This is a genomic window from Saccharothrix luteola (genome assembly GCF_020859565.1).
Classification (GTDB): Bacteria; Actinomycetota; Actinomycetes; order Mycobacteriales; family Pseudonocardiaceae; genus Actinosynnema; species Actinosynnema luteola.
Map to the genome: position 1 here is coordinate 95,464 of NZ_JAJHUO010000021.1, position 26,528 is coordinate 121,991.

The following is a 26,528-nucleotide window of genomic DNA, read 5'->3' on the forward strand; positions in this document are numbered from 1 at the left end:
AAAGCTACTCGCGCGAACACCTTCCGTTCGTAAGAACTTTTCGCTCGATCAGTGTCCGTCACCCATTCAACTACCCCGAACACGCGGTCATGATGGAAGGCATGACTTGCCCCGTCTCACCCAAACTCGACTTCGGCGGCACGACGCCCTACGAGGACTACGTGCACGCCTCCGTGCTGCACTCGCTGCAGCAGCAGTGGTCCAAGGACCCGCGTGAGATGTCGTTCCTGGTGATCACGCAGGTCATGGAGCTGTACTTCGGCCTGCTGTGCTTCGAGTGGCGGCAGGCCAAGTCCGAACTGCGCGCCGACGACCTGCGTGCGGCGGTCCGCACGCTGCACCGCAGCGACCTGCACATGCAGGCGCTCAACGCGGCGTGGCGGCCGATCGCCCGGATGACGCCCGCCGAGTTCAACTCGTTCCGCGACGCCCTGGGCGAGGGCTCCGGCTTCCAGTCGGGCCGGTACCGCGAGGTGGAGTTCCTGCTCGGCGAGAAGTCGCGGTCGATGCTCGTGCCGCACCGGGCCGTGCCGCAGCAGCACGACGCGCTGGAACGGCTGCTGAACGAGCCGAGCCTGTACGACGACGTGCTCGCCGCCTTGAGCCGCCAGGGCCTGCCGATCCCGTCGGAGGTGCTGGAGCGTGACGTCAGCCGGCCTTACGAGCCGAACGCCGAGGTCGAGGCCGTGTGGGCGGACATCTACCGCGGCGGGTCGCGCGACCTGCTCGAACTGGGCGAGGCGTTGACCGACATCGCCGAGGAGTTCGCGCGCTGGCGGTACGACCACCTGCTGGCCACCCGCCGTTCGATGGGCGCGAAAACCGGGACCGGCGGCTCCGCGGGGGTTGCGTGGTTGGAGAAGCGCACGCAACGCTCCGTCTTCCCCGAACTGTGGACGGCCAGGAGCTACGTATGAACGACCGGTTGGCGCACATCCGCGACCTGTTCGACCTCGACGACGACGTGGTGTACCTGGACGGGAACTCCCTGGGCGCACCGCCGAAGGCCGTCGCCGAACGCGTGCGGCACGTCGTGCGCGAGCAGTGGGGCCGCCGGCTGATCCGCAGCTGGTCCGAGGGCTGGTGGGAGGCGCCGGAGCGGGTCGGCAACCGCGTCGGCCGGCTGATCGGGGCCAAGCCCGGGCAGGTCGTCGTGGCCGACTCGACCAGCGTGAACCTGTTCAAGGCGCTGATGGCGGCGGTGCGCAACACCGACCGCATGGAGATCGTGGTGGACGCGGGGACGTTCCCGACCGACGGGTACATCGCCCGGTCGGTGGCGGAGCTGACCGGCTTGGCGTTGCGGCCGGCGCCGCCGGAGGAGCTGGACCTGCGGGACACGACGGCGGTCGTGCTGCTGAACCACGTCGACTACCGCTCGGGTCGGCTGCTGGACATGGCGAAGCTGACCGAGCAGGCGCACGCGGTGGGCGCGAAGGTCGTGTGGGACCTGTGCCACAGCGCGGGCGTGCTGCCGATCGAGCTGGACGCGCTGAACGTCGACCTGGCCGTGGGCTGCACGTACAAGTTCCTCAACGGCGGGCCGGGCTCGCCCGCGTTCCTCTACGTGCCGAAGCACGCCCAGGCGACGTTCGAGCAGCCGTTGACGGGGTGGACGGGCCACGAGGTGCCGTTCGCGATGTCGCCGGAGTACACGCCGGACCCGGGCGTCTCCCGGGCGCGCGTGGGCACGCCGGACATCATCTCGATGCTCGCCCTGGACGCCGCGCTGGACGTCTGGGACCAGGTGGACCTGCGTGACGTCCGCGCCAAGGGCCTGGCCCTGACCGCGCACTTCCGGTCGCTGGTCGAGGACCTGCCGGGCGTCGAGGTGATCACCCCGGCCGACGACTGGCGCGGCCACCAGATCACCCTGCGCCACCCCGAGGCCGAGCGGATCATGGGCGAGCTGATCGAGCGCAACGTCATCGGCGACCACCGCCCACCGGACCTGCTGCGCTTCGGCTTCGCCCCGCTCTACAACACCTTCACCGACGCCGACCGCGCCGCCGCCACCCTGAAAGAACTCCTCTAACCCCGCGAGTCGAACCTTCAGCGCCCGCGTGTCGAACCTTCAGGACCCGCGTGTCCTACGTTCAGGTACCGCGAGTTCAACGCTCAGAACAACCGGCCGGGTCCTGAACGTAGAACTCGGGGGTCCTGAGCGTTCGACACGCAGGGCCTGAGCGTTCGACACGCGGGCGCTGGGGGTTCGACACGCGCGGGGTCAGGTGGAGGCGGCGTCGGCGATGCTGCGGGCTTCGCGGGAGCCGGCGGTCAGGGCTTCGCAGTAGAAGAGCAGCCAGCGGGTGATGCCCTCGGGGTCGCCGGTGGAGAAGCCGTGCAGGGCGGAGGCGTAGTCGTTCTGGCGGCGCAGGCAGAAGACCTCCGGCACGCCCAGCGACTTCGGGTCCAGGCCGGTGGCGATGGACGCCAGCCGGGACGCCGCACGCGCCACCACGCCGTTGGCCGTGTCGAACGGCGCCAGCGACATCAGCTCGCCGTGCACCACGGCCACCAGCAGCGGTCCCGGGGCGGACGTGCCGCCGGTGACCAGCTGCGACAGCACGCCGAGGCGCTCCGACACGCCCGCAGCGGAACGGGGACGGCCCAGCTCACCGCCCAGGTCCGCACCCGCCAGCACGTGCAACCGCGCCAACGCCTGCAACGGCGCCCGCTGCCACGTCGGGAACACCACGCCCAACGACTCGGCCACCCGCAACGCCCCCGCCAGCACGGGATCCGACACGGTCCCGTCCGACGGGATGGCGGTCGGCCCGCCGTCCAACGCCGCCGACGCACGGGCGGCGCGCACGGACGCCTCGGCCGCGGTGGTCGCCCACCCACGCAGGTTCACCCGGTGCCGGTGCACCTGGAACACGGCGTCACGAGCACCGGCGACGGCGTCGGCCACACCGGGCAGGTCCAGCAGCGGGGCAAGCGGATCGGTCACGCCGCAGCACACTACCCGCCGGTAAGTGGCCATCTGAAACGGACCGAAAATGGATCTGCAAAGTAGCCACTGACCGATTTATCGTCGAAGCATGAACTGGTACGACCGCCCCGTGCTCACCGGCAAGCACGTCCGCCTCGAACCCCTCACCCCCGACCACGCGGAGGGCCTGCACGAGGCGGGCAAGGACCCGGAGGTCTGGCGGTGGCTGAGCTCCCACCAGCCGGCCACGCTGGACGAGACCCGCGCGTACGTCGAGCGCAGCCTCGCCGACCCCACCCGGCTGGCCTGGGCGCAGATCGACCCGCGGACGAACGAGGTCGCCGGCACCACGTCGTACTACGAGATCGACCCGAAGAACCGCGGCCTCTACATCGGCCACACGTGGATCGGCACGCGCTGGCAGCGCACCGCCCTCAACACCGACGCCAAGCTCCTGCTCCTCCGCCGCGCCTTCGAGGACCTGGGCGCGCTCCGCGTCGGCTGGCACACCGACCTGCGCAACGAGCGCTCGCAGAAGGCCATCGAACGCCTCGGCGCGACCCGCGAGGGCGTCCTCCGCGTGCACCGCATCAGGCCGGACGGCACCCTGCGCGACACGGTCGTGTACTCGATGACCTCGGACGAGTGGCCGCACCTGAAGGCCAAGCTCACGACGTGACGTGAGTCACGCGAGGTGCCGCTGGTCGCAACCCAGGTGTCGTTCGGCGGAATCGCGGTGGTCACGGGGCCTGCCACGGGTTACACAGTTACCCACGCGTTTCGAACTCGGCCACAATTGGTCTGAACCTTTTGGGTGCGCAGTGAGCTGAATCGCACTACGGTCAGTGCGCACCCCCACGGATTCAGGAGGTCCGCCCGCCATGACAGAGCCGCAAGTCGCCCTGGACAACCTGTCGACGGAGACGAGGACGTTCCCGCCGAGCGAGGACTTCGCCGCGCAGGCCAACGCCACCTCCGCGCTGTACGAGGAGGCGGACGCCGACCGCGAGGCGTTCTGGGCGAAGCAGGCCGAGCGGCTGTCCTGGGACACCAAGTGGGACCGCGTCCTCGACTGGTCGAACGCCCCGTTCGCCCAGTGGTTCGTCGGCGGCAAGCTCAACGTCGCCTACAACTGCGTCGACCGGCACGTCGAGTCCGGCCACGGCGACCAGGTCGCGATCCACTGGGAGGGCGAGCCCGGCGACAGCCGCGCCATCACCTACGCCGACCTGCAGCGCGAAGTCTCCAAGGCCGCCAACGCGCTCGTCGAGCTGGGCGTCGGCGCGGAGGACCGGGTCGCCATCTACATGCCGATGGTCCCCGAGGCGATCTTCGCCATGCTCGCCTGCGCACGGCTCGGCGCGATGCACAGCGTGGTGTTCGGCGGCTTCTCCGCCGAGGCGCTGCGCACCCGCATCGAGGACTCGCAGGCCAAGCTGGTGATCACCACCGACGGCCAGTACCGACGCGGCAACCCGGCGGCGCTCAAGCCCGCCGTGGACGAGGCCGTGGCCAAGGCCGCGAGCGTCGAGCACGTCCTGGTGGTCAAGCGCACGAACTCCGACGTCGAGTGGACCGAGGGCCGCGACGTCTGGTGGCACGACGTCGTCGACCGCCAGTCCGACCAGCACACGCCGGAGGCGTTCGACTCCGAGCACCCGCTGTTCATCCTCTACACGTCGGGCACCACGGGTAAGCCGAAGGGCATCCTGCACACCTCCGGCGGCTACCTGACCCAGGCGTCGTACACGCACTACAACGTGTTCGACCTCAAGCCGGACACCGACGTCTACTGGTGCACCGCCGACATCGGCTGGGTCACCGGGCACAGCTACATCGTGTACGGCCCGCTGTCCAACCGCGTCACGCAGGTCGTCTACGAGGGCACGCCCAACACCCCGCACGAGGGTCGGCACTGGGAGATCGTGCAGAAGTACGGCGTGTCGGTCTACTACACCGCGCCGACGCTGATCCGCACGTTCATGAAGTGGGGCGCGGACATCCCCGCCCGCTACGACCTGTCCAGCCTCCGCGTGCTGGGCAGCGTCGGCGAGCCGATCAACCCCGAGGCGTGGATCTGGTACCGGGAGACCATCGGCGCGGGCAAGACGCCCGTCGTGGACACCTGGTGGCAGACCGAGACCGGCGGGATCATGATCTCGCCGCTGCCCGGCGCGACGTCCGCCAAGCCCGGTTCGGCGCAGCGCCCGCTGCCCGGCATCGGCGCGAAGGTCGTCGACGACCAGGGCAACGAGGTGCCGCACGGTGGCGGCGGCTACCTGGTGCTCGACCAGCCGTGGCCGGGCATGCTGCGCGGCATCTGGGGCGACGAGGAGCGCTACCGCGACACGTACTGGTCGCGGTTCGCCGAGCAGGGCTACTACTTCGCGGGCGACGGCGCGAAGTACGACGCCGACGGCGACATCTGGCTGCTGGGCCGGGTGGACGACGTGATGAACGTGTCCGGGCACCGCATCTCCACCACCGAGGTCGAGTCCGCGCTGGTCTCGCACCCGACGGTGGCCGAGGCGGCGGTGGTCGGCGCGACCGACCCGACCACGGGCCAGGGCATCGTGGCGTTCGTGATCCTGCGCGGCGGCGTGGCCGAGGGCTCCGACGGCGCCGAGGCGATCAAGGCGCTGCGCGACCACGTGGCCAAGGAGATCGGCCCGATCGCGAAGCCGCGGCAGATCATGGTCGTGCCGGAGCTGCCGAAGACCCGCTCGGGCAAGATCATGCGCCGCCTGCTGCGCGACGTGGCGGAGAACCGGCAGGTCGGCGACGTGACCACGCTCGCGGACTCGTCGGTGATGGACCTGATCTCCAGCGGCTTGAAGTCGGGCGCGTCCGAGGACTGAGACCTGGAGCACTCGGAAGGGGTCCGCCGTTCGTCGGCGGGCCCCTTCCTGGGTTAGGGTCGGTTCCGGTGAGCCGGGAAGCCTGGTCGGCACGAGGATGAGTCGTTGCCGAACCACCGGAGTCGATCTTGAACCGCATTCGCCCCGCCGCAGCCGAGTTCGCGCGCTACCTGCGCACCGAGACCGTCGGCGGCATGATCCTCCTCGCCGCCACCGCCGTGGCGTTGATCTGGGCGAACTCGCCGATCTCCGGCTCCTACACGGCGTTGCGGGACTTCCACGTCGGACCCGAGTCGCTGCACCTGAGCCTGAGCGTCGGCGACTGGGCCAAGGACGGCCTGCTCGCGATCTTCTTCTTCGTCGCCGGGCTCGAGCTCAAGCGCGAACTCGTGATCGGCGAGCTGAACGACTTCAAGTCGGCGATCCTGCCCGTGGTGGCCGCGCTCGGCGGCATGGTCGTGCCCGCGTTGATCGCGCTGGGCGTCGGCTGGGGTGAGCCCGGCATCGAACGGGCCTGGGCGATCCCGGTGGCCACGGACATCGCGTTCGCGCTCGGCGTGCTGGCGATCACCGCCTCGGGGCTGCCGACCGGCCTGCGGCTGTTCCTGCTCAGCCTGGCCGTGGTGGACGACCTCGGCGCGATCTTCCTGATCGCGGTGCTGTTCACCGCGTCGTTCGACCTGGTCGCGGCGGCGGCTGCGGTCGCGCTGCTCGCGCTGTACGCGTTCCTGCAGCACAAGCGGGTGACGACGCCGTGGCTGTACGTCCCGATCGCGGTGGCCACGTGGGTCGCCGTGCACGCGGCGGGCGTGCACGCCACCATCGCGGGCGTCGCGCTGGCGCTGCTGACCCGCGTGCGCAAGGACCGCTACGAGCACGAGGCGCCGGCGTTGCGGCTGGAGCACCGGTTGCAGCCGTGGTCGGCGGCCGTGGCGGTGCCGGTGTTCGCGCTGTTCGCGGCCGGTGTGCCGGTGAACGGCGAGGCGCTGGGCTCGCTGTTCACCGATCCCCTGGCGCTGGGCGTGATGCTCGGCCTGGTGGTGGGCAAGGTGGTGGGCATCGTCGGCGCGTCCGCGTTGGCGGTGCTGGTCAAGGCCGCCCGGTGGCCGAGCGGCGCGGGACCGCGGGACATCGTCGCGGTGGCCATGCTCGGCGGGGTCGGGTTCACCGTGAGCCTGTTGATCGCGGACCTGGCGCTGGAGGGTCCGGCCGCCGAGCAGGCGAAGGCGGCGGTGCTGCTGGCGTCGTTGACGGCGTCGTTGCTCGCGGCGGTCCTGCTGTTGCGGCGCAGCCGGGTGCACCGACGCGCCGACGAGGACGAGGACGAGGACGAGTAAACCGCAGCGGTTCAGCCGGTCGAGCGGCCTCGGCCCCGCGTGCATGGCACGATGAGCCGGTGACCAGCGCTCGGGAGAACACCAACGGCAGCGGACTGCCACCTGTTCCGTCGATCCCGTTGACCGCGGAGAGCGCGGCGAAGATCGCGGAGGAAACGTCCATCGGCGGCCTGGTGCGCGACGCCACGGCCCACCTGTCCACGTTGGTCAGGGCTGAGGTCGAGCTCGCCAAGTCCGAGGTCGCGGGCGAGGTCAAGAAGGGCCTCAAGGGCAGCGTCTACTTCATCATCGCGCTGACGGTGCTGCTGTTCAGCTCGTTCTTCCTCTTCTTCTTCGGCGCGGAACTGCTGGACGTGTGGCTGCCGCGGTGGTCGGCGTTCCTCATCGTCTTCGGGCTGATGCTCCTCACGGCGGTGCTGTTCGCGCTGCTGGGGTACCGGAAGGTGAAGAAGCTGCGCGCGCCCCAGCGGACCATCGACTCGGCCAAGGACACCGTCGCGGCACTCCGGCACCGCGGCGAGGGCCGCTGAGCCGCGCCGTGCGGCTGCCGCCGGACCCGTCGACCGCTCGGGTGCCCGGCCCGTGGACGCACCGCGACGTGTCCGCGAACGGCATCCGCCTGCACGTCGCCGAGCTGGGCGAGGGCCCGCTCGTGCTGCTGCTGCACGGTTTCCCGGAGTTCTGGTGGACGTGGCGGCACCAACTCGTCTCGCTCGCCGAGGCGGGCTACCGCGCCGTGGCCGTCGACCTGCGCGGCTACGGCGACTCCGACAAACCACCGCGCGGGTACGACGGGTTCACGCTCGCCGGTGACGTCGCGGGCCTGGTGAAGGCGCTCGGCGAACCGCGGGCGCACCTCGTCGGCCACGCGTGGGGCGGCATGCTCGCGTGGACGGTCGCCGCCATGCACTCCCGGCTGGTCTACTCGGTGACGGCGGTGTCCGCGCCGCACCCGCTGGCGCTGCGCCGCGCGATCCGCCGCCACCCGCGCCGCCAGGGCCGGGCGAGCGCGCACCTGTTCCGCTTCCAGCTCCCGATGTACCCGGAGCGGTGGCTGACCAGGGACCGCGGCGCGGCCGTCGCCGGGATGCTCGGCGCGTGGGGCGGTCCGAAGTGGAGGGTGTCACCGGAGTTCGACGAGGTGGCGCGCCGCAACCGCGAGGCGGTCCTGGTGCCCGGCGTCGCGCACAGCTCCATGGAGTACCACCGCTGGGCCGTCCGGTCCCAACTGCGCGCCGACGGCCGCCGCTTCGCCGAGGCGGTGGACCGCAGGCTGGACGTCCCGGTCCTACAGCTGCACGGCGCGCTCGACCCGGTGGTGCTGGAGCAGACCGCGTCCGACTCGGGGCTGTGGGCGGGCGGCCGCTCCGCGTACCTCGTGCTGCCGGACGTGGGCCACTTCCCGCACCAGGAGGCGCCGGGCACGACGAGCCGGCACATCACCGACTTCCTCGCGAAGGTCTAGCGCCGGTCACGACGCGCAGGTCTGCGTGGACGCCCGCCGCACCATCGTCGGTGCCTTCGCCACTTCCTCCGCGACCTCGTCGGCCGTCAGCACGAACCCGGTCTCCTGGTCGTCGACGGCCGCGCCGAACACCACGCCCATCACCCGGCCCTGCGGGTCGACCAACGGCCCGCCGGAGTTGCCGCTGCGCACCTTCGCCCGCACCGTGTACACGTCCCGCGTCACGGTCTGCGCGTCGTAGATGTCCGGCCCGCGCAGCATCCTGATCCGCTCGCGCACCCGCGCCTCGGACGCCGTGTACGGCCCGTCCAACGGGTAGCCGAGCACAATGCCGTCCTCGCCCGGCGCGATCTCGTCGGTGCGGAACTGCAGCGGCGTCGCGTCCAGGTCCGGCACGGCCAGGATCGCGATGTCCGTCTGCGCGTCGTAGTGCACGACCGTGGCGTCGAACTCGCCGATGCCGACCTCCACCGTCACGTCCGTCGTGCCCGCGACCACGTGCGCGTTCGTCATGACCCGCTCCGGCGAGATGACGAAACCCGTGCCCTCCAACGCCCGCGAGCACGACGGCGCGCGCCCGCGCACCTTCAGCACGCTGGGCTCCAGCTTCCGCACGATCGGGTTCGCGCTCAGCGCCGGGTCCGGCGGACCCACGTCCCGCAGCGGCGTCCGGTCGAACGGGTCCATCGCGGCCGGGAAACCGGACACGTCGAACAGGTTCTGCAGGTCGTCGGCCAACGTCCGCGCGGCCTGCGGCATGGTGTCGTCGACCGTGGAGAGGATCACCGACTGGTTGAGCGCCTTCGCCAACGACGGCAGGCCCGCGACCATGGTCAGCGGCAGCGCGATCATCCACGCCACCACGAACACCACCGCGCCCTGCACGATCGCGCCCAGCGCGTTGTCCACGCCGCGCAACGGGGTCGAGTTGACCTTGGGCTTGATGCTGCGGCCGATGTAGACGCCCAGCGTCTCGCCCAGCGCCACCAGCAGCACCACGATGCCGACCGCGAACACGACCTTGGTCACCACGCTGTCGACCCGGGAGACGACCAGCGGCGCGAGCTGCGTGCCCAGCACCAGGCCGATCAGCACCCCGACGAACGCGGGCAGCGCCACGACCATGCCCTGCCTCGCGCCGGAGACCGCGGCGAAGGCGGCCAGCGCCAGCACGAGCAGGTCGACCCAGTTCACGACACCTCCACCGCTCGCAGGGCCAGGTCGAGATCGCGCACGTCCGCGCCGTCCCACGGCCGTTCCCACCCGCCCAGCGCGAGCAGGCCGTCGAGCAGGCCGGCGGTGAAGCCCCACACCAGCATGCCGGGCGCGGCGAACGCCGGACCGATGTACCCGGACGGGTGGCTCACCCGGAACCGGTTCGCCGGGTCGGCCAGGTGCGAGATCGGCACCCGCGCCACCGCGGCGGTCTCGGCGGAATCCACGGGCGCGACCGGCGACGGCTCGTCCCAGTGCGCCAGCACCGGCGTGACGACGAACCCGGACACCGGCACGTACAGCCGCGGCAACGTCGCCACCGGCCGCACGCCCTCGCGAAGCACGCCGGTCTCCTCGAACGCCTCGCGCAGCGCCGTGTCCACCGGCCCGTCGTCGGTCGGATCGGCCGCGCCGCCGGGGAACGCGACCTGCCCGGGGTGCGAGCCGAGCGTGTCGGCACGCCGCAGCAGCAGCACGTCGGGACCGCTCGGACCGTCGCCGAACAGCATGAGCACGGCGGCGGGACGTCCGGTGCCGTCGGGCGGCGGCTTGATCCGGGTGAACGCGCGGGCGTCGATCTCGGCGGTCGCCTTGACCAGCCCGCCCATCCACTCGGGCACGTCGTCCGGATCGACCAGGGCGGTCATCCGACCACCTCGCGCACCTGCTCGACCGACGTGAAGGTGATGGGATCGGTCACCTGGGTCAGCACGCCGTCCGCGCCGACGACGTAGCTCATCGGCAACGTCCGTTGGGCGCGGACGGCCTTGCGCACCGCGTCGGGCGGGTCGACCACCGACGGCAGGCGCACGCCGAGTTTCGCCAACAGCTCCAGACCGTCAGCCTCCTTGCTCTCCACCAGGACCGCGACCACCGCGACCGCGCCGGGCTCCCTCGCGTAGGCGTCGAGGACCTTGAGCTCCTCCTGACAGGGAACGCACCAGGTGGCCCAGAAGTTCACCACAGCGCGGCCCGTCACGGTGGACGCCACGTCGACCGGCCGTCCGTCGGCCAGGCACGTCACCGTCACACCGCGCAGGACCTCCGGCCCCCGAGCGTCCGGGGCACCCTGCGGGCACGGCCTGAGCGCGGCCTGGGCGCGCGCCGCGTCCAGGTCCACCGTCAGCTCGGTCCGAGTCGGGATCGCGCCCTGGTCGACCGGGTCGGGTGAGCGGGGCCACAGCGCGACCACGCCCGCCACCGCCAGCACCAGGACGACGGCGGCCCACCGCGCTGCCGCGCTCACGCCAGCTTCTCCCCCGCACGCACGCGTTCGGCGAGTTCGATCAGGTGCGGCGCTTCCTCGCCCTTGACCAGCTTCTGCGCCTTGACCGGGTCGACCTGGCCGATGCCGTAGGACGGGCACTGCGGCGCCAGTAGGCACGCGCCGCACGCGGGCGTGCGGGCGTGGCAGACGCGGCGGCCGTGGAAGATCGTCCGGTGCGAGAGCAAGGTCCACTCCTTGCGCTCGACCAGCGCGCCGATCGCGTGCTCGACCTTGACCGGGTCCTCCTCCTGGGTCCAGCCCCAGCGGCGGACGAGCCGGCCGAAGTGCGTGTCGACCGTGATCCCCGGCACACCGAAAGCGTCGCCCAGCACCACGTTCGCGGTCTTGCGGCCCACGCCGGGCAACGTCACCAAGTCCTTCAGCCGGCCGGGCACCTCGCCGCCGAACCGCTCCACGAGCGCGGAACCGAGGCCGATCAGCGAAGTCGCCTTGTTGCGGTAGAACCCGGTCGGCTTGATCAGCTCTTCGAGCTCGGCGCGGTCGGCGGAGGCGTAGTCGGCCGCCGTCCGGTACCGCTTGAACAACGCGGGCGTGACCAGGTTCACGCGCACGTCCGTCGTCTGCGCCGAGAGCACCACGGCCACCAGCAGTTCCAGCGGCTCGGTGAAATCCAACTCACAGTGCGCGTCGGGGTAACCCTCGCCGAGGACCCGCACCATGCGACGCGCCCGGCGGACCAGCCCCAGCCGCGTCTCCGGCTGCTTCACCGCGCTCTTCGCCATGCGGACGAGATTACTGGCCGGCGCCGTGCGCACGGCGGCTCGGTCGCCCGCGAAGTCCGGCGGGGGTTCCCTGCGGCGTCTCGCCGGGTCGCCGGGAAGTCCCACCCTGGCGGGGGATGGGTCCGGCGGGCGACGTCCGGTTTGGCGCGCGACGATCGTGGGCAGGCAACCATCGGCCGACCGCACACGTCCTTCGACCGTCTGAACGACCTCGAACCGACACGCCGGAGTGACCCCCCTTGACCGCGCACCGAACCGGATGCGCAAGGATCGGAGCCATCATGACTGCCTGGTTCGTCATCGCCGTTCCGATCGTGATCATGTTCTTCGCGCTCTTCATGGAGCGCGTTGAAGCTCGTCTGCGGCACGTCGCCGTGCAGGAGGACGAGGTCGAGGAGTTCCTGGAGTCGGCGCGCCCCGACGAGGTCAGGGCGCTCTACGGGCACGGCATCGGCCGCGCGCTGGAGCTGTTCCGGCTGCGCAGGCTGGGCGGTCGTGCCAGGAACCTGCGTCAGCGGCGCACCCGCCGCTAAGCGGGAAGGACCGGCGAGGCCCACGGGGTCAACCCCCCGCGGGCCTTATCGGGCTGTCCGGGCTGCGATAGGGCGGCGCGCCGAAAGGCGATCCCGACCACAGCCCTTAGACTGCACTCAGTGATCGGCGGCAGGCGCTGATCCGCCAGAAGGCGGAACGCGCTCAACCATGCCGCCGCGTCTCGACAGGAGGGACGAGGTGGACGAGACCCTGGCCCGCGCGGGCATTTTCCAGGGGGTTGAACAGGCCGCAGCGGAGGCGCTGGCGCAGACGCTGGAGTCTGTTGAATTCCCGCGTGGCCACGTGATCTTCGCGGAAGGCGAGCCGGGAGACCGGCTCTACATCATCCAGTCCGGCAAGGTGAAGATCGGCCGCAAGTCGCCGGACGGCCGGGAGAACCTCTTGGGGATCTTCGGACCGTCCGACATGTTCGGCGAGCTGTCGATCTTCGACCCCGGTCCGCGCACGTCCACCGCGACCACGGTGACCGAAGTGCGCGCGGTCAGCATGGACCGCCCAGCGCTGCGGCAGTGGATCACCAACCGGCCGGAGATCGCCGAGCAGTTGCTGAGGGCCCTGGCCCGCAGGCTGCGCCGGACGAACTCCATGCTGGCCGACCTGATCTTCACCGACGTGCCCGGCCGGGTGGCCAAGGCGTTGCTGCAGCTCGCGCAGCGCTTCGGCAGCCAGGAGGCCGGCCTGCTGCGGGTCACGCACGACCTGACGCAGGAGGAGATCGCCCAGTTCGTGGGCGCCTCGCGCGAGACGGTGAACAAGGCCCTGGCCGACTTCGCCCACCGCGGTTGGCTGCGGCTGGAAGGCAAGAGCGTGCTGATCCTGGACCCGGAGCGCCTGGCCCGCCGCGCCCGCTGACAGCACCGGAGGAACAACAAGACCGGGCGCCGCCCCCGACGCGGCGCACCGGTCTTGTTGCCGCACGGCCCATCCCCCGACAGACCGCGCCTTCCACACCTCCGGCACCCGCAGGCCCCGACCCTCGTGGCGCCGGAAGGAGGCTTGGTTACCCGCTGCTACCGCGCTTGAAACGGCGCGACAGCGGCTGGGTGGTGATTTGGTGGTGGCTGCTTCCACGATCGCACGCCACCTCCCCCGCAACTCAAGCCCGTTCACCCTCAAGGACCCTCTGTTCAGCGGTTTCTCCGGGTGGTTTCACCCGGTCATCCCATTGTTGTAATCGAACTGCAATCCACTCCCAGCCGATGGACGGTTCAAGACCATCCGGCGCACCCGCGGTGACCAGGTGATGGATCACACCGCGCAATGACTGGTACGGGCGTACCAGTGTCGGGCATACTGGTACGCATGTCCCACTCTGCCCGCCTCTCCGACTACCGAGCCGCCCTCACCACCCCCGGCATGCGCGGCCCCGTGGTCGCGTCCCTGCTCGCCCGCCTGCCGATCGCGATGGTCGGTCTGTCGCTGCTGCTCTACGTGCAGCGCGAGACCGGCTCGTTCGCGGCGGCCGGTCTGGTGTCGGCGTCGTCGTTGGTGGGTGTCGCGGTCGGGTCGATCGTGCAGGGCAGGTTGATGGACCGGCACGGGCCGACCCGCCCGTTGCTCGCCGCGGTGTCGCTGTTCGCGGTGTTCGTGGCGTTGGCGATCGGCGCGGTCGAGGCCGGCGCCACGTTGGCCGTGCTGGTGCCGGTGGCGTTCCTGGTCGGGATCACCGAGCCGATGGTCGGGTCCGCGTCCCGCGCCCTCTGGTCGCAGGTGCTGCCCGCCGGGCCCACGCGGCTCGCCGGGTACGCCTACGAGGCGATCAGCATGGAGGTCTTCTTCATCCTCGGTCCCGGTCTGGCCGGACTGCTGGTCACGGCGCCGTGGGCAGGGACCGGCGTGGTGATCGGCGCGGCGTCGATGGTGGTCGGCGCTTTGTGGTTCGCGTTGAACCCCACGGTGCGCGGTGTCCGCCCGGAGCCCATGAGCCGGAACCTGCTCGGCGCGCTGGCGTCGCCCGGCATGCGCACGGTCGCGTTGGCGGCGTTGGGCTTCGGCGTGACGATCGGGTTCATCGAGGTGGCCGTGCCCGCCGCCGCGGCGCAGGCCGGTCACGTCGGCATGGGCGGGTTGCTGCTCAGCCTGTGGTCGGTGAGCTCGGTGCTGTTCGGCATCCTGTACTCGATGAAGCCGTTCCCGCGGGCGATGCACCTGCGGCTGCCCGTGCTGCTCGGCGGGTTCGCGGTGCTGTCGCTGCTGCTCGCCGTGCCGACGACGTTGATCGGCCTGGGTGCGGCGCTGTTCGTGGTCGGCACCCTGATCACGCCGCAGGCCACCACCCACTCGGCCGCGATCGAGCAGGTCGCGCCCGCCGGGACGGCCACCGAGGCGTTCGGCTGGGTGGTGACGGCGGTGACGGTCGGGTTGGCGATCGGCCAGTCGGCGAGCGGTCAGCTGGTCGAGGTCTACGGCACCGGCGTGGCGTTCGTCGCGGCGGCGGGCGCCGGTCTGGTGATCGCGGCCCTGGTGTGGATCTTCCGCGGCACGGTGGCGGCCGGCGTGCCGCTGCGCCAGGACGAACTGGCCCTGGTCTCGCGCTGACGTCGTCGGGCCCCGGAATTGTCGGTGGTCGGGTCTAGCTTCACCGGCATGGACCTGACCGCCACCACCGCCGACCTCGCCGCCGCCGCTGCCGACGTCGCCCGCCTCCTGCCGACCAGGGTCTACGACCCGGTGCTGGCCGGTCTGGTGCTGCGCGCGTCCGGCGGCGGCGTCGAGCTGGCGGGCAGCGACCGCGAGCACGCCGTCCGCCTGACCCGTGCCGCCACCGTGCACACCGACGGCGCCGTGGTCGTCCCGGCCCGTCCCCTGGCCGAGACCCTCCGCGGCCTCGAAGACCCTCAGGTCAGACTGGTCGTCGAGGGATCACGGCTGGCCGTGCGCACCTCGACGGCCCGCTTCGCCCTGCCGCTGCTGGACCTCGCGTCCCACCCGGGCATCCCCCCGCTGCCGCCGGCCGCAGGCACCATCCCGGCGGTCACCCTGACCGCCGCCCTGACCCCGGTGTCGTCGGCCGCGTCGAAGGACGACGCCCTCCCGATGTTCACCGGGGTGCGGATGCACAGCGCGCCGAGCGGTCGGCTGGAACTGATCGCGACCGACCGCTATCGCATGGCGTTCGCTTCGCTACCGTGGGCGCCGACGGGTGAGCTGGACGTGCTGGCGCCGGCGGTGGTGCTGGCCGAGGCGTCGAGGCAGCCGGACCGCGCGGCGGAGGTGACGGTGCACGCCGACGCGGACCGCATCGCCTTGTCGTGGGCGGGCGGGAGCGTGAGCACGGCGCTGCTGGCGGCCCCGTTCCCCGACGATCGAGTGCGGAAGCTGTTGGAGGCGGTCATCGACAGCACGGTGTTGGTGGAGGCCGACGTGCTGGCCGGCGCGGTGCGACGTGCCGTGCCGTACGCCGGGCCGCATGGTTCGGTCACCATCCAGGTGGACGACGGTGAGCTGCGCGTGCGCGGCAGCGACCCGCAGAGCGGCGAGTCCGAGGAGTCGATCAAGGCCACCATCGACGGCAACCGCGTGACCAAGACCTTCCAGGCCAAGTACCTGGCCGATGCGCTGCGCGCCTTCAGCGGCCGCCGAGTCGAACTACGAATCCAAGACGGCCTGCGCTCCACCGTCCTGACGAGCCAGGCAGGGCCGGACGGAGTGGAACTGACCTACCTGGTCGTCCCCCTCCGAACCGTCTCCTAGCCCACCGCCAAACACGATCGAGTGATCATCGCCGAAAAGTGTACGGGAACACCGTTACCGCACCTCGGTTGAAAACCAGCGGAACGCCTCGACCACCCCCGACCCACTACCCCCCATCACCCGGGAGCCACCCCACCGCCACCGGCCGCCAGCGCCACCCGCCGCCATCGCCATGCGCCACACGACCGCCAACGCCACACGACCGCCCTGCCTGACCACGCGGGCTGAGCCGCCTACGTCGCCGCAGCGCCCCAGACCCACATGGCGTCCAGGACCCCACGCAGCGCGTGCCCACGGGACGTGAGCGAGTACCGCACCCGGCTGGGCCATCCCGGCTCACGCACCCGCACCACGACGCCGCACGCGACGAGCTGCCCGAGCCGGTCGCTGAGCACCTTGTCCGACAACGCCGGCAGCGCGGCGGCCAAGTCTCCGAACGTCCGCTCGCCCGCGAACAGCTCCCGCACCACCAACGTCGTCCACCGACCGCGCAACGCCCGCAACGTCACCTACACCGGGCAGTCGGGCACCGGGTGATCGACCTCGCCGTGCGGGTCGCCCACCCAGGCGCTGGTCGGGGCAGCGGCCCCGGTGATGGCGGGGCGGTAGGTGATCGCGTCAGCGGCAGGGTCGGCGGCGGCACGGTCGGCGATGGTGTGCGTGACTGCGGCCGCGGGTTCGGAGATGGTTGCGGTGGCCTCGGAGCGCGGCCTGGTACTCACCGTTTGGTTGGTCACGCGCCGTCCTCCTAGCGTCACCCGAATGATCGCTCGTACTCCTGAAGAGTTGCCCCCGCTGTTCGCCCAGGCCTTCAACGCCGGCGACCCCAGCGAGCTCTACGAGGCCGGCGCACAGCCCGCCGAGCTCGCCGAACACCTCGCTCTCACCCAAAAGATGACCATCGTCACCCGAAAGGTGATCACGAGGAACGACCTGGCCCTGCTCATCGTCGACTGGCGCATCGGCGACGTCACCGGCACAGCGACCGACATCACCGGCACGGCCACCGACGTCGCCCGCCGCGGCCCCGACGGGGCCTGGCGCTACGCGATCGACAACCCGTCAGGCATCGCGTAGGTACTCCAACTGCGCCCGCACCGACCACTCCGCCGCCGGCCACAGCGAACGATCGACATCCGCGTACACCACCTCCACCACCTCACGCGCCGTCGGAGCACCCCCCAACGCCTCCACCGCCGCCCGAACCTGCGCCAACCGCTGCTCCCGGTGCACCAAGTACCCACCAGCGGCAGCCACGACGTCCGGCAGCTCCGGCCCGTGCCCCGGCAACCCGATCGTGCCCACCGGAAGCGTGGTCAACAGCCGCAGCGACTCCAGGTAGTCACCGAGTCGCCCATCCGGATGGGCGACCACCGTCGTCCCCCGACCCAGCACCGTGTCCCCCGTCAACACCGCGTCGGCCAACAGGAAGCACACCGAATCGGCCGTGTGCCCCGGCGTCGGCAACACCCGGATCGACAACCCGGCCGCCGAGATCACGTCACCCTCCGCCAACCCCTCCCCACCCAACCGGAACGCCGGATCCACGGACCGCACCGGCGCATCCACCAGTCGCCCGAACGAACGTGCCCCATCCGAGTGGTCAGGGTGACCGTGCGTCAGCAGCACCACCTCCACCGGCGCTTCCAACGCGATCCGCCCCAGATGCACGTCGTCCGCAGGCCCGGGATCAACCACCACGCACGACGCCGACCCGGGCGCGCGCAGCACCCAGGTGTTCGTCCCCTCCAACGTCATCACACCGGGGTTCTCCGCCAGCAGCACCGCCGCCGTGGGCGTGACCTGCCGCAACACCCCATAAGCCAACCCGCTCACGGCACGACCACCCGGAACACCGACCCCTCCCGCACCAGCTTCGGAATCACCTTCGACACCGTCCGGGGCGCGTCCACCACCGCCGCCACCGACCCCAACTCGTCCAACTCCGACAACGTCACCCAAGTGGGCGGCATCAACGCCCGCCGCCCGTCCTTCCACTCCGCCAACGCCTCCGCGGGCCGCTGCCAAGCCGCGTCCGAAGCCTCCGTGGTCACCCCGTCGGCACTCTGCCCCTCCGGCAGCACCGCCACGAAGAAGTACGTGTCATACCGCCGGGGCTCCTCCACCGGCGTCAACCAGTTCGCCCACGGCCGCAGCAGGTCCGCCCGCAGCACCAACCCCTCCGAAGCCAGGAACTGCGCCAACGACAACTCCCGCCCCACCAACGCCGCACGCGCCGCGGCGTAAGCGGCCGTGTCGGCCACCACCGACGACGACGAAGGCCCGGCCAGCAGCACCCCGGACTCCTCGAACGTCTCCCGCACCGCCGCGCACACCAACGCCGTGGCCAACTCGACGGAACACCCGAACCGCGAGGCCCACCACGACGGCGGCGGCCCGCTCCACGCCAAGGACGTGTCCGCGTCACGCCGGTCGACCCCACCACCGGGGAACACCGTCATCCCACCCGCGAACGCCATCCCGGCCACCCGCCGCAGCAGGAACGCCTCCAGCCCCGCCGCGCCATCACGCACCAGCACCACGGTCGCCGCGTCACGGGGCTCCACCGGGGGCCCGCTGAAGTCCGGGGGCACCGCGGAGGCCGGCAACACGAGTTCATCGGGGAGTTCGCGCACGACCCGAGCCTACGAGGATCATCCGCATGTGGACACCACGCGCAAAGGCTGCCTCCTCAACGTCCTGCTGTTCGTCACGGGCGCGATCCTGGGCACGGCCCTGACGGCGACGGCCGCCGTGATCCTCTTCCTCCCCGGCAGCTCCACGACCAGCACGAACGAGGGCTCGCCGAACGTCTACGTCAAAGAGCGCTCGAGCCTGATCGGCGGCACGCACCACGAGGTCTGGCTCGGCCGGACACCCGACTACGGCCACGTCGTCGAGATCCCGAGCGGCTGGGACACCACGCCCGAGGTCGAACGCCGCCCGGACGGCGTCGAGCTGCGGTTCGACCACGGCGGCCGGATCTTCGTCCCGCAATCGAGTTACGTCGGCGGCCGATGAAAGGCAGGATGGGCCAAGTGGACGAACAGCTGCGCGTAGGACTCGTCGGTGCCGGCCCGTGGGCGACCATGGTGCACGCGCCGGGCATCGCCGACCACCCGGGCACCCGCCTGACCACGATCTGGGCCCGTCGCGAAGAGGCGGCCACCGAACTGGCCGCGGCTCACGACGCGGCCATCGCCAAGACACCCGACGAGCTCATCGCGGACGTGGACGCGGTGGCGTTCGCCGTTCCGCCGGGCGTCCAGGCCGAGATCGCGATCAAGGCCGCCGAGCAGGGCAAGCACCTCATCCTCGAGAAGCCGATCGCGGCCGGTCTCGCCGACGCCGAACGCCTCGCCGACGCCGTCAAGGCCAACGGCGTCGCGTCACTGGTGGTCCTCACCAAGCGCTACGCCCCCGAGACCCGCGAACAACTGGCCCAACTCGAGCAGCAAGGCGGCTGGGTGGGCGGCAGCGCGCGCTGGCTCACCGGAGCGCTCCTCGGCGGCCCGTTCTCGCACTCGCCGTGGCGGCACGAACGCGGCCCGCTGGACGACATCGGCCCGCACGCGTTCGACCTGCTCGACGCCACCCTGGGCACGATCACCGACGTCATCGCGGCCAACCGCTCCGAGCACGGCCTGTGGCAGATCGTGTTCCGGCACGAGGGCGGCGCGACCAGCGTGGCCACGATGACCATGACGTTGCCGCTCGACCCGGGCATCGCCGAGGTGATCGTCTACGGCGAGCACGGCCACCGCGTGCTGGCGGACCGCGGCACGACCGCGCAACAGGCCTTCACGAACCTGCTGGACGACTTCGTGGCCATGATCGACAGCGGCACCACCGAGCACCCGCTGGACGTCCGCCGCGGCCTGCACCTGCAGCGGATCATCGACCTGGCCCGGAGGAAGGCCGAAGCGTGAAGCAGCTCGGCCCTGCCGCCCCCTCACCAGGGACGACAGGGCCGAGCTGTGGCACCTCTAGCCGGGGTACTTGCCGTTCGTCGGCTTGGGCGTCCCGTTGACGAACTCGGGACCACCCGGCCACGACTGCTGCTCCCGCTGCGCCAGCTCCTCGTGCAGCTGCTGCAACAACGCCCGTTCCCGGTCGCTGAGCTTGGCGTCCACGGTCGGCGGCAGCTGCACGGCGGCGGGCGCCTGCCCCTCCGCCAACGCGGCCTGCAACGCGGCCAGGTCGTCCGGCCCGAGCTCCGTGGTGACCTCGGCCCGCGACAGCGGGTGGTCGTCCGGGAACGCGAACATCGGCATCGGCGGCCGTTCGTCGACCACGGGCGGCGGCTCGACGGGTGTCTCCTCGACGCGCACGTCCAGCACCTCGTCCGGGTGAACGTCGACCACCTCGTCGACGACCTGGACGTCATCGACCCGAACGTCGTCCACACGAGCGTGGTCGACGTGGACGTGGTCGACGTGGACGTCCTCGACGCGCGCTTCCTCGACGTGGACGTCCTCGACCGGCTCTCGCACCGGCAGCCGCTTCACCGGCTTGGGTGGGAACGGCTGCACGCCCTCGTAGGACTCGACGCGCGCCCGACGTGACTTGGAGCCGTTCTGGGGTTCGACAGGCACCGGTTCCGGCTCGACCACCGGTGCCTGGCCCCGCGGTTCACCGTCGAACCACGCGGCCGAGTCCGGTGGTGGTTGCGGGCTCGTGGACCCCGACGGGAAGAACACCTCGCGCGCCGTGGTGACGGCCGCCGCGTGGTACTCGCCGAGTTGGGTGCCCACGGACAGCACCTCGACCGCCGCCCGGATGCCCGCCTTGCGCAGCACGGTGTCCACCCGGTAGGCGGTGGCCGGCGCGAAACCCGCCGGGCCGATGTCCACCAGGACGAGCCGCTGCGGCAGCGGTCCGGGCGTCGCGCCGGCCGGGGTGGACCGCCACGTGGCACGCACGCCGCGCACGTCCGGCAGCACCGACACCGTCTTGCCCAGCACGTCGCCCAGGCCCTCGGCCGGGTCGGACTCCACGCTGAACCGGTGCTTGACCACCGGCACGCGCTCCACCGCGAACAGCTTGTCCGCCAGCGTCCGGTCCGACCGGACCTCGCCCAGCAGCCAGCCGATCTCGTGGCGTTCCTCCGGCGACACCGGGATGCGGCCGGCCAGCAGGCAGCCGACGACGAGCTCCACGGCTCTGTCCAGCTCAGCGACCGCCAGCAGCTCCCGAGCCTGTGTCAACGCGTCGTCGTCGACACGTCCGGCCAACGCCAACAGGAGGTCGTGTAAACGGACGGGGAGTCCCACTCCGTCGTTCGTCACGCCTGTTCTCCTTCCGGCTCGCGCGGGAGCGCCGAGCTCTATACGGGCACCAAGTGCCCGTCGGCGTCAGCGCCGGCGCACACCAGCTCCGATGCCGCCAACGCCGCCCTGTGGTAGGGCGGCAGGTCCAGTCCGGCGGGCAGGACCTCAACACACGGGTCGTGCTCGCCGAGCGCCCGCAGCACTCGCTGGAGCTCACCGGTCAGCCGGGCTTCGCCGGTCGAGGCGGTGACCAGGATCAGCCTCCTGGGTCCGCCCTCGCCCAGCCGCCACGAGGACCGGACTTCGCCGACCCCGAGGCGTCCCCGCAAGGTCGCTCCGAGCACCACGGTCGCGGAATCACCCATCGACACCCGATCGGGTGATTCCGGGGAGAAGGTGTAGCCGGATTCGGGCAGTTCGTCCAGCCCTTTGACAGAACTGATCGTGGACCGGTCGGCCCCGTGCGGCACGAGGGCGTCCGCCAGCAGGCGCTGCTCGTAGTCCGTCAGACCGATCCTGTCGTGCAGCAACGTGCGCGGGAGGGCTCTCGCGAGCACCGCGACGGCGTCCGTGGCGGCCCAGTCCCGGAACCTCCAGAGGAGGTCGTCCGGCAGCCGCCCGGCCAGCCTCAGCAACAGCTCGTGGCACGTGTCCGACATCTCACTCCCCGATCTCGACGATCAGTTCCACCTCGACCGGCGCGCCCAACGGCAACTCGGCGACGCCGACCGCGGCCCGCGCGTGCCGCCCTGCTTCACCGAACACCTCGGCGAGCAGGTCGGAGGCCCCGTTGATCACGGCGGGCTGGCCCGTGAAGCCGTCGGCGGAGGCGACGAACCCGACCAGTTTGACGACGCGCACGACCTTGTCCAGGCCGACCAGCGCGTCGACGGCGGCCAACGCGTTCAGCGCGCAGGTGCGGGCGTGCGCCTTGGCCTCTTCGGGGCTGATGTCGCCGCCGACCTTGCCGGTGGCCGCGAGCGAGCCCTTGACGAACGGCAGCTGCCCGGACGTGAAGACCAGCTGCCCGGTGCGCGCGGCGGGCACGTAGGAGGCGACCGGAGCCGCGACCTCGGGCAGTTCGACACCCAGCTCGGCCAGACGTGCCGTCCAGCTCATGCCTTGGGCCGCTTCAGGTAGGCGACGTGCTGCTCACCGCTCGGGTTCGGCAGCACGGTGACCAGCTCCCAGCCGTCGTCACCCCACTGGTCCAGGATCGCCTTGGTGGCGTGGATCAACAGCGGGACCGTCGCGTACTCCCACTTCTGCATGAGCGGCAGCCTAGCGGGGTGTCGAATGGGGGCACCCGTCCGAGTACCCCCATTCGTGTCACGCCGTGCTCAGACCCGAGACCGCTTCACATCGGCCAGGAACGCGGAGAAGGCCCGCACGCCGAACTCCAACGTCCCGCCGTCCCGGTTCTTGGTGTCCCGCACCCCGGCGACCTGCCCACCGATCGCCAACTCGACGCACTGGGCGTCAGAACCGCTCCTGCTGCTCTTGCGCCATGTCCGGTCGGTCATGCCACTCCCAGTCTCTGCCGTACTGCCCGGATGAGGCCCACGGAGTCCTCCGCCGTGAGCGCGAGGCGCGCAGCGTCGTCCCAGACCGCTGACAGCACCTCGGCTTCCTCATCGTCTACGGGGATCATCCCGGTCAGGGCTTCCACATAGGCGGCGCGCGGCTCGTCCGACTGGTCGAAGTCGAGCAGGAACATCGCCCCGACCTGGGCCCCGTACGCCCCGGCCGCGTGGGACAGGACCTGGATCGTCACGTTCGGCCGCCCTGCCATCTCCACGAGGTGGTCCAACTGGTCCGCCATCACCTCGGGGCCGCCGACCAGGCGGTGGAGTGCGCCTTCGTCGATCAAAGCTTGGTACTCGACCGGGTTCTCCCTGGTCAATGCCGCCTGCCGATCGGACCGCTCGGCCGCCGCGTGCGCATCCCAGCTGTCGCCGATGATGCGCCGGCGCGCGGCGCGTGCGAGGGCTTCGGCGTAGCCGGCGGTCTGGAGCAGGCCGGGGATCAGGGCCGAGTCCAGGGTGCGTTCCCGCACCGCCTCCAGCTCGTCCATCCGGAGGCGCTTGTAGTTGGCGGGCAGGTCGCGGGCGTGCTCGATCGCCGAGGGGTCGACGTCGGCGACCTCCCAGAGCTGGAGCGCGTGCGTCTTCTCCTCCGGGGTCGCCCCGATGACGTCGAGCACCATGGCCAATGCGGGCCAGCGCGCCAGGGCCTCGCCGGACAGCATGCGGGTGATCGTCGGGCGCGACACCCGCGACTGCTTGACGACGTCGTCCACCTTGAGCCCGGACCTGTCCAGGATCGGGCGGATGTGACGTCCGAGGCGTCGCTTGCCGCGCGTCGAGCCGATAGCCATTCGATCACCCTAACCACTGTCCGTGACGGTCCATCCATCGAACTTCACTCGTTCGATTTCCAAGATTTGAACAGCTCGAACGGTAGCATTCAGCCATGGAAGACGCAGATGTGGTCGCGGAGGCTCCGAAGCTGTTCGCGATCGTCCAGGAGGACGCCGAGGACGGGTGGGTCGCGGCGTGGGGCCTGGACTTCGGGGACGGCACGGCGGAGGTGACGGGTCCGGAGGGTGGTCCGGGCCTGCGGATCTCGACCACGAGCGCGGAGCGGGCGCTCTGGTACTTCGCGATCGACAGGACGGCGCGGGCGCGCCTGGTGTGGGTGGAGGGGGAGGAGGTGGTGCCGGAGCCCCAAAGCGTGACGTGACTGGGCGATCACGCGGCGCTAGCGTTGATCACGTGGAAACGTGGCGGATCGTCGCCACCAGCGCGTTCCTGCTGGGCGGGCTGGTGATGATCCTGGTCGGGATGGCGCAGGCGCGCGATCGCAAGGGCGCCAAGCGGCCCGACGTGATGCGGGCGTTGCTGGTCGGGGCGGTGATCGTCGCGGTCGTGGCGGTGCTGATCGCGTACGTGCTGCCGTCGGTCCTGGCGTGGGGCGTCGTCGCGGCGACCGCCATCGCGGTGGTGTTCGTCACCATGTGGGACTGACCGTGGCAGGCGGCGTGGCCAGCGGTTCTCAGGGCGGCGCGCATAGGCTGATCTGGTGAACGGCTGGACCGACGAACTCGCCCGTGCGCGACTGCACGTGGTGACGGGCAAGGGCGGGACCGGCAAGACCACGGTCGCCGCCGCGCTCGCGCTGGCGCTGGCCACCGGTGGACGGCGCGTGCTGCTGGTGGAGGTGGAGAACCGGCAGGGCATCGCGCAGCTGTTCGACCGCCCGCCGCTGCCGTACTCCGAGGAGCGGATCGCGTCCGCGCCCGGTGGCGGCGAGGTGCGCGCGCTCGCGGTGGACCCCGAGGCGGCGTTGCTCGAGTACCTCGACATGTTCTACAACCTCGGCTTCGCCGGCCGGACGTTGAAGAAGATGGGCGCGATCGAGTTCGCCACCACGCTCGCCCCCGGCCTGCGGGACGTGCTGCTCACCGGCAAGGTCAAGGAGTGCGTGCGCCGCGCGGGCAAGACCGGGCGGCACGAGTACGACGCCGTCGTGCTCGACGCGCCGCCGACCGGTCGGGTGGTCCGGTTCCTGGACGTCACCAGGGCCATGGCCGACCTCGCCAAGGTGGGGCCGATCAAGGGTCAGAGCGACGGCGTGGTCAACCTGCTGCACTCCGGTGACACGGCGGTGCACCTGGTCGCGCTGCTCGAGGAGATGCCGGTGCGGGAGACGTTGGACGCGGTCGCCGAGCTGGACGCCGCCGACCTGCGGCCGGGCGCGGTGTTCGTGAACCGGGTCAGCCCGCCGCGGCTGCCCGCGCGGTCGGTCGCGTCGGCGTCCGAGGGGCGGGTCGACGTCGGCCGGGTGCGCACCGGGCTGGAGGCGGCCGGTCTCGACGTGGACGGCGACGTGCTGGACGGGCTGGTCGAGCAGACCGTGGAGCACGCGTTGCGCGTCCGCATGGAGGAACGGGCGAAGGAGAAGCTGGCCGAGGCGGACCTGCCGACGCTGGAACTGCCGGAGGTGACCGACGGGGTGGACGTGGCCGCGCTCTACGAGCTGGCCGAGGTGCTGGTCGGGCGGGGTGTGCGGTGAACCGGCTCGACGTGGACGCGCTGCTGGACGACCCGGCGACCCGGGTGCTGGTGTGCTGCGGGTCCGGTGGCGTCGGCAAGACGACCACGGCGGCGGCGCTGGCCGTGCGCGCCGCCGAACGCGGCAGGCGTGCCGTCGTGCTGACCATCGACCCGGCGCGCAGGCTGGCGCAGTCGCTCGGCCTCGGCGAGCTGGACAACCAGCCGCGGCGCGTCGAGGTGGAGGGCGTCAAGGGCGAGCTGCACGCGATGATGCTGGACATGCGTCGCACGTTCGACGACATGGTGTGGCAGCACGCCGGTCGTGAGCGGGCGGAGCAGATCCTCGCGAACCCGTTCTACCAGACGATTTCCACGTCGTTCTCCGGCACGCAGGAGTACATGGCGATGGAGAAGCTCGGCCAGCTGGTCGAGCGCGACGAGTGGGACCTGGTCGTCGTGGACACGCCGCCGAGCCGGTCGGCGCTGGACTTCCTGGACGCGCCGCAGCGGTTGTCGACGGTGCTGGACGGCAAGCTGATCCGGATGCTGTCGGCGCCCGCCCGGGCGGGCGGGCGCGGCATCCGCAAGATCGTGGGCGCGGGCTTCGGCCTGTTCACCAAGGCCGTGTCCACGATCGTCGGCGGCCAACTCCTGCAGGACGCTTCGACGTTCGTGCAGGCGTTCGACAGCATGTTCGGTGGCTTCCGGCAACGCGCCCAGGCCACCTACGAGCTGCTGCGATCACCCGGAACCGGATTTCTGGTGGTCGCGGCGGCCGAACCGGACGCGTTGCGCGAAGCCAGCTACTTCGTGGAGCGGTTGAGCGCGGAACGGATGCCGTTGACCGGCCTGGTCGCGAACCGGACGCACCCGGTGCTGGCCCCCTTGCCGGCACCAGGCGCGTTGGCGGCGGCGGACCGGCTCGAGCGCACTGGGGACGCTCCGCTGGCTGCCGCGGTGTTGCGGGTGCACGCGGATCGCGTGGCCGTCGCCGATCGGGAGAAGCGACTGCTCGCGCGGTTCACCCGTGCGCACCCCGGTGTTCCGCTGATCGGGGTACCCGCGCTGCCTACCGACGTGCACGACCTGGACGGCCTGCACGAGATCGGTCGGCGGTTGGCGGGCGAGTAGGGAG

General features: G+C 71.3%; 33 protein-coding genes. 18 read left to right on the forward strand and 15 right to left on the reverse strand.

The genetic code is table 11. The annotated features are described in order from the left end of the window. The first annotated feature begins 101 nt into the window (after positions 1-101). Both LNK82_RS28060 and kynU read left to right on the forward strand, forming a co-directional pair. Positions 102-917, forward strand: coding sequence for a tryptophan 2,3-dioxygenase (locus LNK82_RS28060; protein ID WP_230570008.1), 816 nt, complete (start codon positions 102-104; stop codon positions 915-917). Continuing rightward, on the forward strand, positions 914-2,035 hold the full coding sequence (gene kynU, locus LNK82_RS28065; protein WP_230570009.1) for a kynureninase: 1,122 nt from the start codon (positions 914-916) through the stop codon (positions 2,033-2,035). The genes LNK82_RS28060 and kynU overlap by 4 nt, the downstream gene beginning before the upstream one ends. 192 nt (positions 2,036-2,227) lie before the next feature. Here the strand turns inward: kynU and LNK82_RS28070 are convergent, their stop codons facing one another. Next, positions 2,228-2,953, reverse strand: coding sequence for a Fic family protein (locus LNK82_RS28070; RefSeq protein ID WP_230570010.1), 726 nt, complete (start codon positions 2,951-2,953; stop codon positions 2,228-2,230). A gap of 91 nt (positions 2,954-3,044) precedes the next feature. On the opposite strand from LNK82_RS28070, the gene LNK82_RS28075 reads away from it, so the two are divergent. From LNK82_RS28075 to LNK82_RS28095, 5 genes are all read left to right on the forward strand, one after another. Beyond that, positions 3,045-3,614, forward strand: a complete 570-nt coding sequence (locus LNK82_RS28075; RefSeq protein ID WP_230570011.1) for a GNAT family N-acetyltransferase — start codon at positions 3,045-3,047, stop codon at positions 3,612-3,614. A 202-nt stretch (positions 3,615-3,816) separates the two neighbouring features. Next, positions 3,817-5,793 carry an acetate--CoA ligase gene (gene acs / locus LNK82_RS28080; protein ID WP_230570012.1) on the forward strand — a complete coding sequence of 659 codons (1,977 nt, stop codon included), beginning with the start codon at positions 3,817-3,819 and terminating at the stop codon, positions 5,791-5,793. Between the two features lie 128 nt (positions 5,794-5,921). Further along, the gene (nhaA, locus tag LNK82_RS28085) at positions 5,922-7,130 is read left to right on the forward strand and encodes a Na+/H+ antiporter NhaA (protein ID WP_268997191.1); all 1,209 of its coding nucleotides are present in this window, start codon (positions 5,922-5,924) and stop codon (positions 7,128-7,130) included. 59 nt (positions 7,131-7,189) lie between these two features. Continuing rightward, positions 7,190-7,660 (forward strand): phage holin family protein, encoded by a 471-nt coding sequence (locus tag LNK82_RS28090; RefSeq protein WP_230570013.1) that lies wholly within the window; start codon positions 7,190-7,192, stop codon positions 7,658-7,660. An 8-nt stretch (positions 7,661-7,668) separates the two neighbouring features. Further along, positions 7,669-8,595 carry an alpha/beta fold hydrolase gene (locus LNK82_RS28095; protein WP_230570014.1) on the forward strand — a complete coding sequence of 309 codons (927 nt, stop codon included), beginning with the start codon at positions 7,669-7,671 and terminating at the stop codon, positions 8,593-8,595. Positions 8,596-8,601: 6 nt separating this feature from the next. Here the strand turns inward: LNK82_RS28095 and LNK82_RS28100 are convergent, their stop codons facing one another. The 4 genes from LNK82_RS28100 to nth are packed head-to-tail and all read right to left on the reverse strand — an operon-like array spanning position 8,602 to position 11,820. Continuing rightward, entirely contained in the window at positions 8,602-9,789 is a 1,188-nt protein-coding gene (locus LNK82_RS28100; protein ID WP_230570015.1) for a MarP family serine protease, read from the reverse strand. Next, the gene (locus tag LNK82_RS28105) at positions 9,786-10,457 is read right to left on the reverse strand and encodes an NUDIX hydrolase (protein WP_230570016.1); all 672 of its coding nucleotides are present in this window, start codon (positions 10,455-10,457) and stop codon (positions 9,786-9,788) included. The genes LNK82_RS28100 and LNK82_RS28105 overlap by 4 nt, the downstream gene beginning before the upstream one ends. Continuing rightward, positions 10,454-11,056: a TlpA disulfide reductase family protein gene (locus LNK82_RS28110; RefSeq protein ID WP_230570017.1), complete on the reverse strand. Its 603-nt coding sequence runs from the start codon at positions 11,054-11,056 to the stop codon at positions 10,454-10,456. The genes LNK82_RS28105 and LNK82_RS28110 overlap by 4 nt, the downstream gene beginning before the upstream one ends. After that, positions 11,053-11,820 carry an endonuclease III gene (gene nth / locus LNK82_RS28115; protein ID WP_230570018.1) on the reverse strand — a complete coding sequence of 256 codons (768 nt, stop codon included), beginning with the start codon at positions 11,818-11,820 and terminating at the stop codon, positions 11,053-11,055. The genes LNK82_RS28110 and nth overlap by 4 nt, the downstream gene beginning before the upstream one ends. A 281-nt stretch (positions 11,821-12,101) precedes the next feature. On the opposite strand from nth, the gene LNK82_RS28120 reads away from it, so the two are divergent. From LNK82_RS28120 to dnaN, 4 genes are all read left to right on the forward strand, one after another. Next, the gene (locus LNK82_RS28120; RefSeq protein WP_015097743.1) at positions 12,102-12,353 is read left to right on the forward strand and encodes a hypothetical protein; all 252 of its coding nucleotides are present in this window, start codon (positions 12,102-12,104) and stop codon (positions 12,351-12,353) included. 199 nt (positions 12,354-12,552) lie between these two features. Further along, positions 12,553-13,227 (forward strand): Crp/Fnr family transcriptional regulator, encoded by a 675-nt coding sequence (locus LNK82_RS28125; protein WP_033441932.1) that lies wholly within the window; start codon positions 12,553-12,555, stop codon positions 13,225-13,227. 450 nt (positions 13,228-13,677) lie between these two features. Continuing rightward, on the forward strand, positions 13,678-14,913 hold the full coding sequence (locus tag LNK82_RS28130; RefSeq protein ID WP_230570019.1) for an MFS transporter: 1,236 nt from the start codon (positions 13,678-13,680) through the stop codon (positions 14,911-14,913). A gap of 48 nt (positions 14,914-14,961) precedes the next feature. Beyond that, positions 14,962-16,068, forward strand: coding sequence for a DNA polymerase III subunit beta (gene dnaN, locus LNK82_RS28135; protein WP_230570020.1), 1,107 nt, complete (start codon positions 14,962-14,964; stop codon positions 16,066-16,068). A gap of 233 nt (positions 16,069-16,301) precedes the next feature. Here dnaN and LNK82_RS28140 read toward each other — a convergent pair whose 3' ends face one another. Together LNK82_RS28140 and LNK82_RS28145 are read right to left on the reverse strand one after the other, a co-directional pair. Beyond that, positions 16,302-16,577: a winged helix-turn-helix transcriptional regulator gene (locus LNK82_RS28140; protein ID WP_230570021.1), complete on the reverse strand. Its 276-nt coding sequence runs from the start codon at positions 16,575-16,577 to the stop codon at positions 16,302-16,304. Next, positions 16,578-16,805 (reverse strand): hypothetical protein, encoded by a 228-nt coding sequence (locus LNK82_RS28145; protein ID WP_230570022.1) that lies wholly within the window; start codon positions 16,803-16,805, stop codon positions 16,578-16,580. A gap of 25 nt (positions 16,806-16,830) precedes the next feature. Here LNK82_RS28145 and LNK82_RS28150 point away from each other — a divergent pair, with 25 nt between their 5' ends. After that, entirely contained in the window at positions 16,831-17,145 is a 315-nt protein-coding gene (locus tag LNK82_RS28150) for a YybH family protein (protein WP_230570023.1), read from the forward strand. Here LNK82_RS28150 and LNK82_RS28155 read toward each other — a convergent pair. Further along, complete coding sequence (locus tag LNK82_RS28155) at positions 17,131-17,904, reverse strand: MBL fold metallo-hydrolase (protein ID WP_230570024.1); 774 nt, start codon at positions 17,902-17,904, stop codon at positions 17,131-17,133. The two genes, LNK82_RS28150 and LNK82_RS28155, sit on opposite strands and share 15 nt — an antisense overlap. Continuing rightward, positions 17,901-18,704 (reverse strand): NUDIX hydrolase, encoded by an 804-nt coding sequence (locus tag LNK82_RS28160; RefSeq protein ID WP_230570025.1) that lies wholly within the window; start codon positions 18,702-18,704, stop codon positions 17,901-17,903. The genes LNK82_RS28155 and LNK82_RS28160 overlap by 4 nt, the downstream gene beginning before the upstream one ends. Positions 18,705-18,732: 28 nt before the next feature. On the opposite strand from LNK82_RS28160, the gene LNK82_RS28165 reads away from it, so the two are divergent. Then, a complete protein-coding gene (locus tag LNK82_RS28165; protein ID WP_230570026.1) occupies positions 18,733-19,089 on the forward strand; it encodes a hypothetical protein in 357 nt (118 codons plus the stop codon). Between the two features lie 8 nt (positions 19,090-19,097). Next, entirely contained in the window at positions 19,098-19,997 is a 900-nt protein-coding gene (locus LNK82_RS28170) for a Gfo/Idh/MocA family protein (RefSeq protein ID WP_230570129.1), read from the forward strand. Positions 19,998-20,054: 57 nt separating this feature from the next. Here LNK82_RS28170 and LNK82_RS28175 read toward each other — a convergent pair whose 3' ends face one another. The 6 genes from LNK82_RS28175 to LNK82_RS28200 form a co-directional block, all read right to left on the reverse strand. Continuing rightward, positions 20,055-21,302 (reverse strand): hypothetical protein, encoded by a 1,248-nt coding sequence (locus LNK82_RS28175; RefSeq protein WP_230570027.1) that lies wholly within the window; start codon positions 21,300-21,302, stop codon positions 20,055-20,057. Between the two features lie 92 nt (positions 21,303-21,394). After that, on the reverse strand, positions 21,395-21,997 hold the full coding sequence (locus LNK82_RS28180) for a hypothetical protein (protein WP_230570028.1): 603 nt from the start codon (positions 21,995-21,997) through the stop codon (positions 21,395-21,397). 1 nt (position 21,998) lies between these two features. Next, positions 21,999-22,457: a RidA family protein gene (locus LNK82_RS28185; RefSeq protein ID WP_230570029.1), complete on the reverse strand. Its 459-nt coding sequence runs from the start codon at positions 22,455-22,457 to the stop codon at positions 21,999-22,001. Continuing rightward, a complete protein-coding gene (gene sp36, locus LNK82_RS28190; RefSeq protein ID WP_106616451.1) occupies positions 22,454-22,609 on the reverse strand; it encodes a Sp36 family protein in 156 nt (51 codons plus the stop codon). Before sp36 ends, LNK82_RS28185 begins: the two co-directional genes overlap by 4 nt. A gap of 69 nt (positions 22,610-22,678) precedes the next feature. Next, positions 22,679-22,861 carry a DUF397 domain-containing protein gene (locus LNK82_RS28195; RefSeq protein ID WP_230570030.1) on the reverse strand — a complete coding sequence of 61 codons (183 nt, stop codon included), beginning with the start codon at positions 22,859-22,861 and terminating at the stop codon, positions 22,679-22,681. Then, a complete protein-coding gene (locus LNK82_RS28200; RefSeq protein ID WP_230570031.1) occupies positions 22,858-23,715 on the reverse strand; it encodes a helix-turn-helix domain-containing protein in 858 nt (285 codons plus the stop codon). Before LNK82_RS28200 ends, LNK82_RS28195 begins: the two co-directional genes overlap by 4 nt. 95 nt (positions 23,716-23,810) lie before the next feature. Between LNK82_RS28200 and LNK82_RS28205 the strand changes: the two genes are divergently transcribed. Genes LNK82_RS28205 through bagB form a run of 4 tightly spaced genes read left to right on the forward strand, consistent with a single transcriptional unit; the run spans position 23,811 to position 26,524 of the window. Further along, complete coding sequence (locus LNK82_RS28205) at positions 23,811-24,080, forward strand: hypothetical protein (protein ID WP_230570032.1); 270 nt, start codon at positions 23,811-23,813, stop codon at positions 24,078-24,080. 32 nt (positions 24,081-24,112) lie between these two features. Beyond that, positions 24,113-24,364 (forward strand): hypothetical protein, encoded by a 252-nt coding sequence (locus LNK82_RS28210; protein ID WP_230570033.1) that lies wholly within the window; start codon positions 24,113-24,115, stop codon positions 24,362-24,364. Positions 24,365-24,419: 55 nt separating this feature from the next. Continuing rightward, the gene (gene bagA, locus LNK82_RS28215; protein ID WP_230570034.1) at positions 24,420-25,412 is read left to right on the forward strand and encodes an ATPase BagA; all 993 of its coding nucleotides are present in this window, start codon (positions 24,420-24,422) and stop codon (positions 25,410-25,412) included. Then, complete coding sequence (gene bagB / locus LNK82_RS28220) at positions 25,409-26,524, forward strand: ATPase BagB (RefSeq protein ID WP_230570035.1); 1,116 nt, start codon at positions 25,409-25,411, stop codon at positions 26,522-26,524. Before bagA ends, bagB begins: the two co-directional genes overlap by 4 nt. The last annotated feature ends 4 nt before the right edge of the window (positions 26,525-26,528 follow it).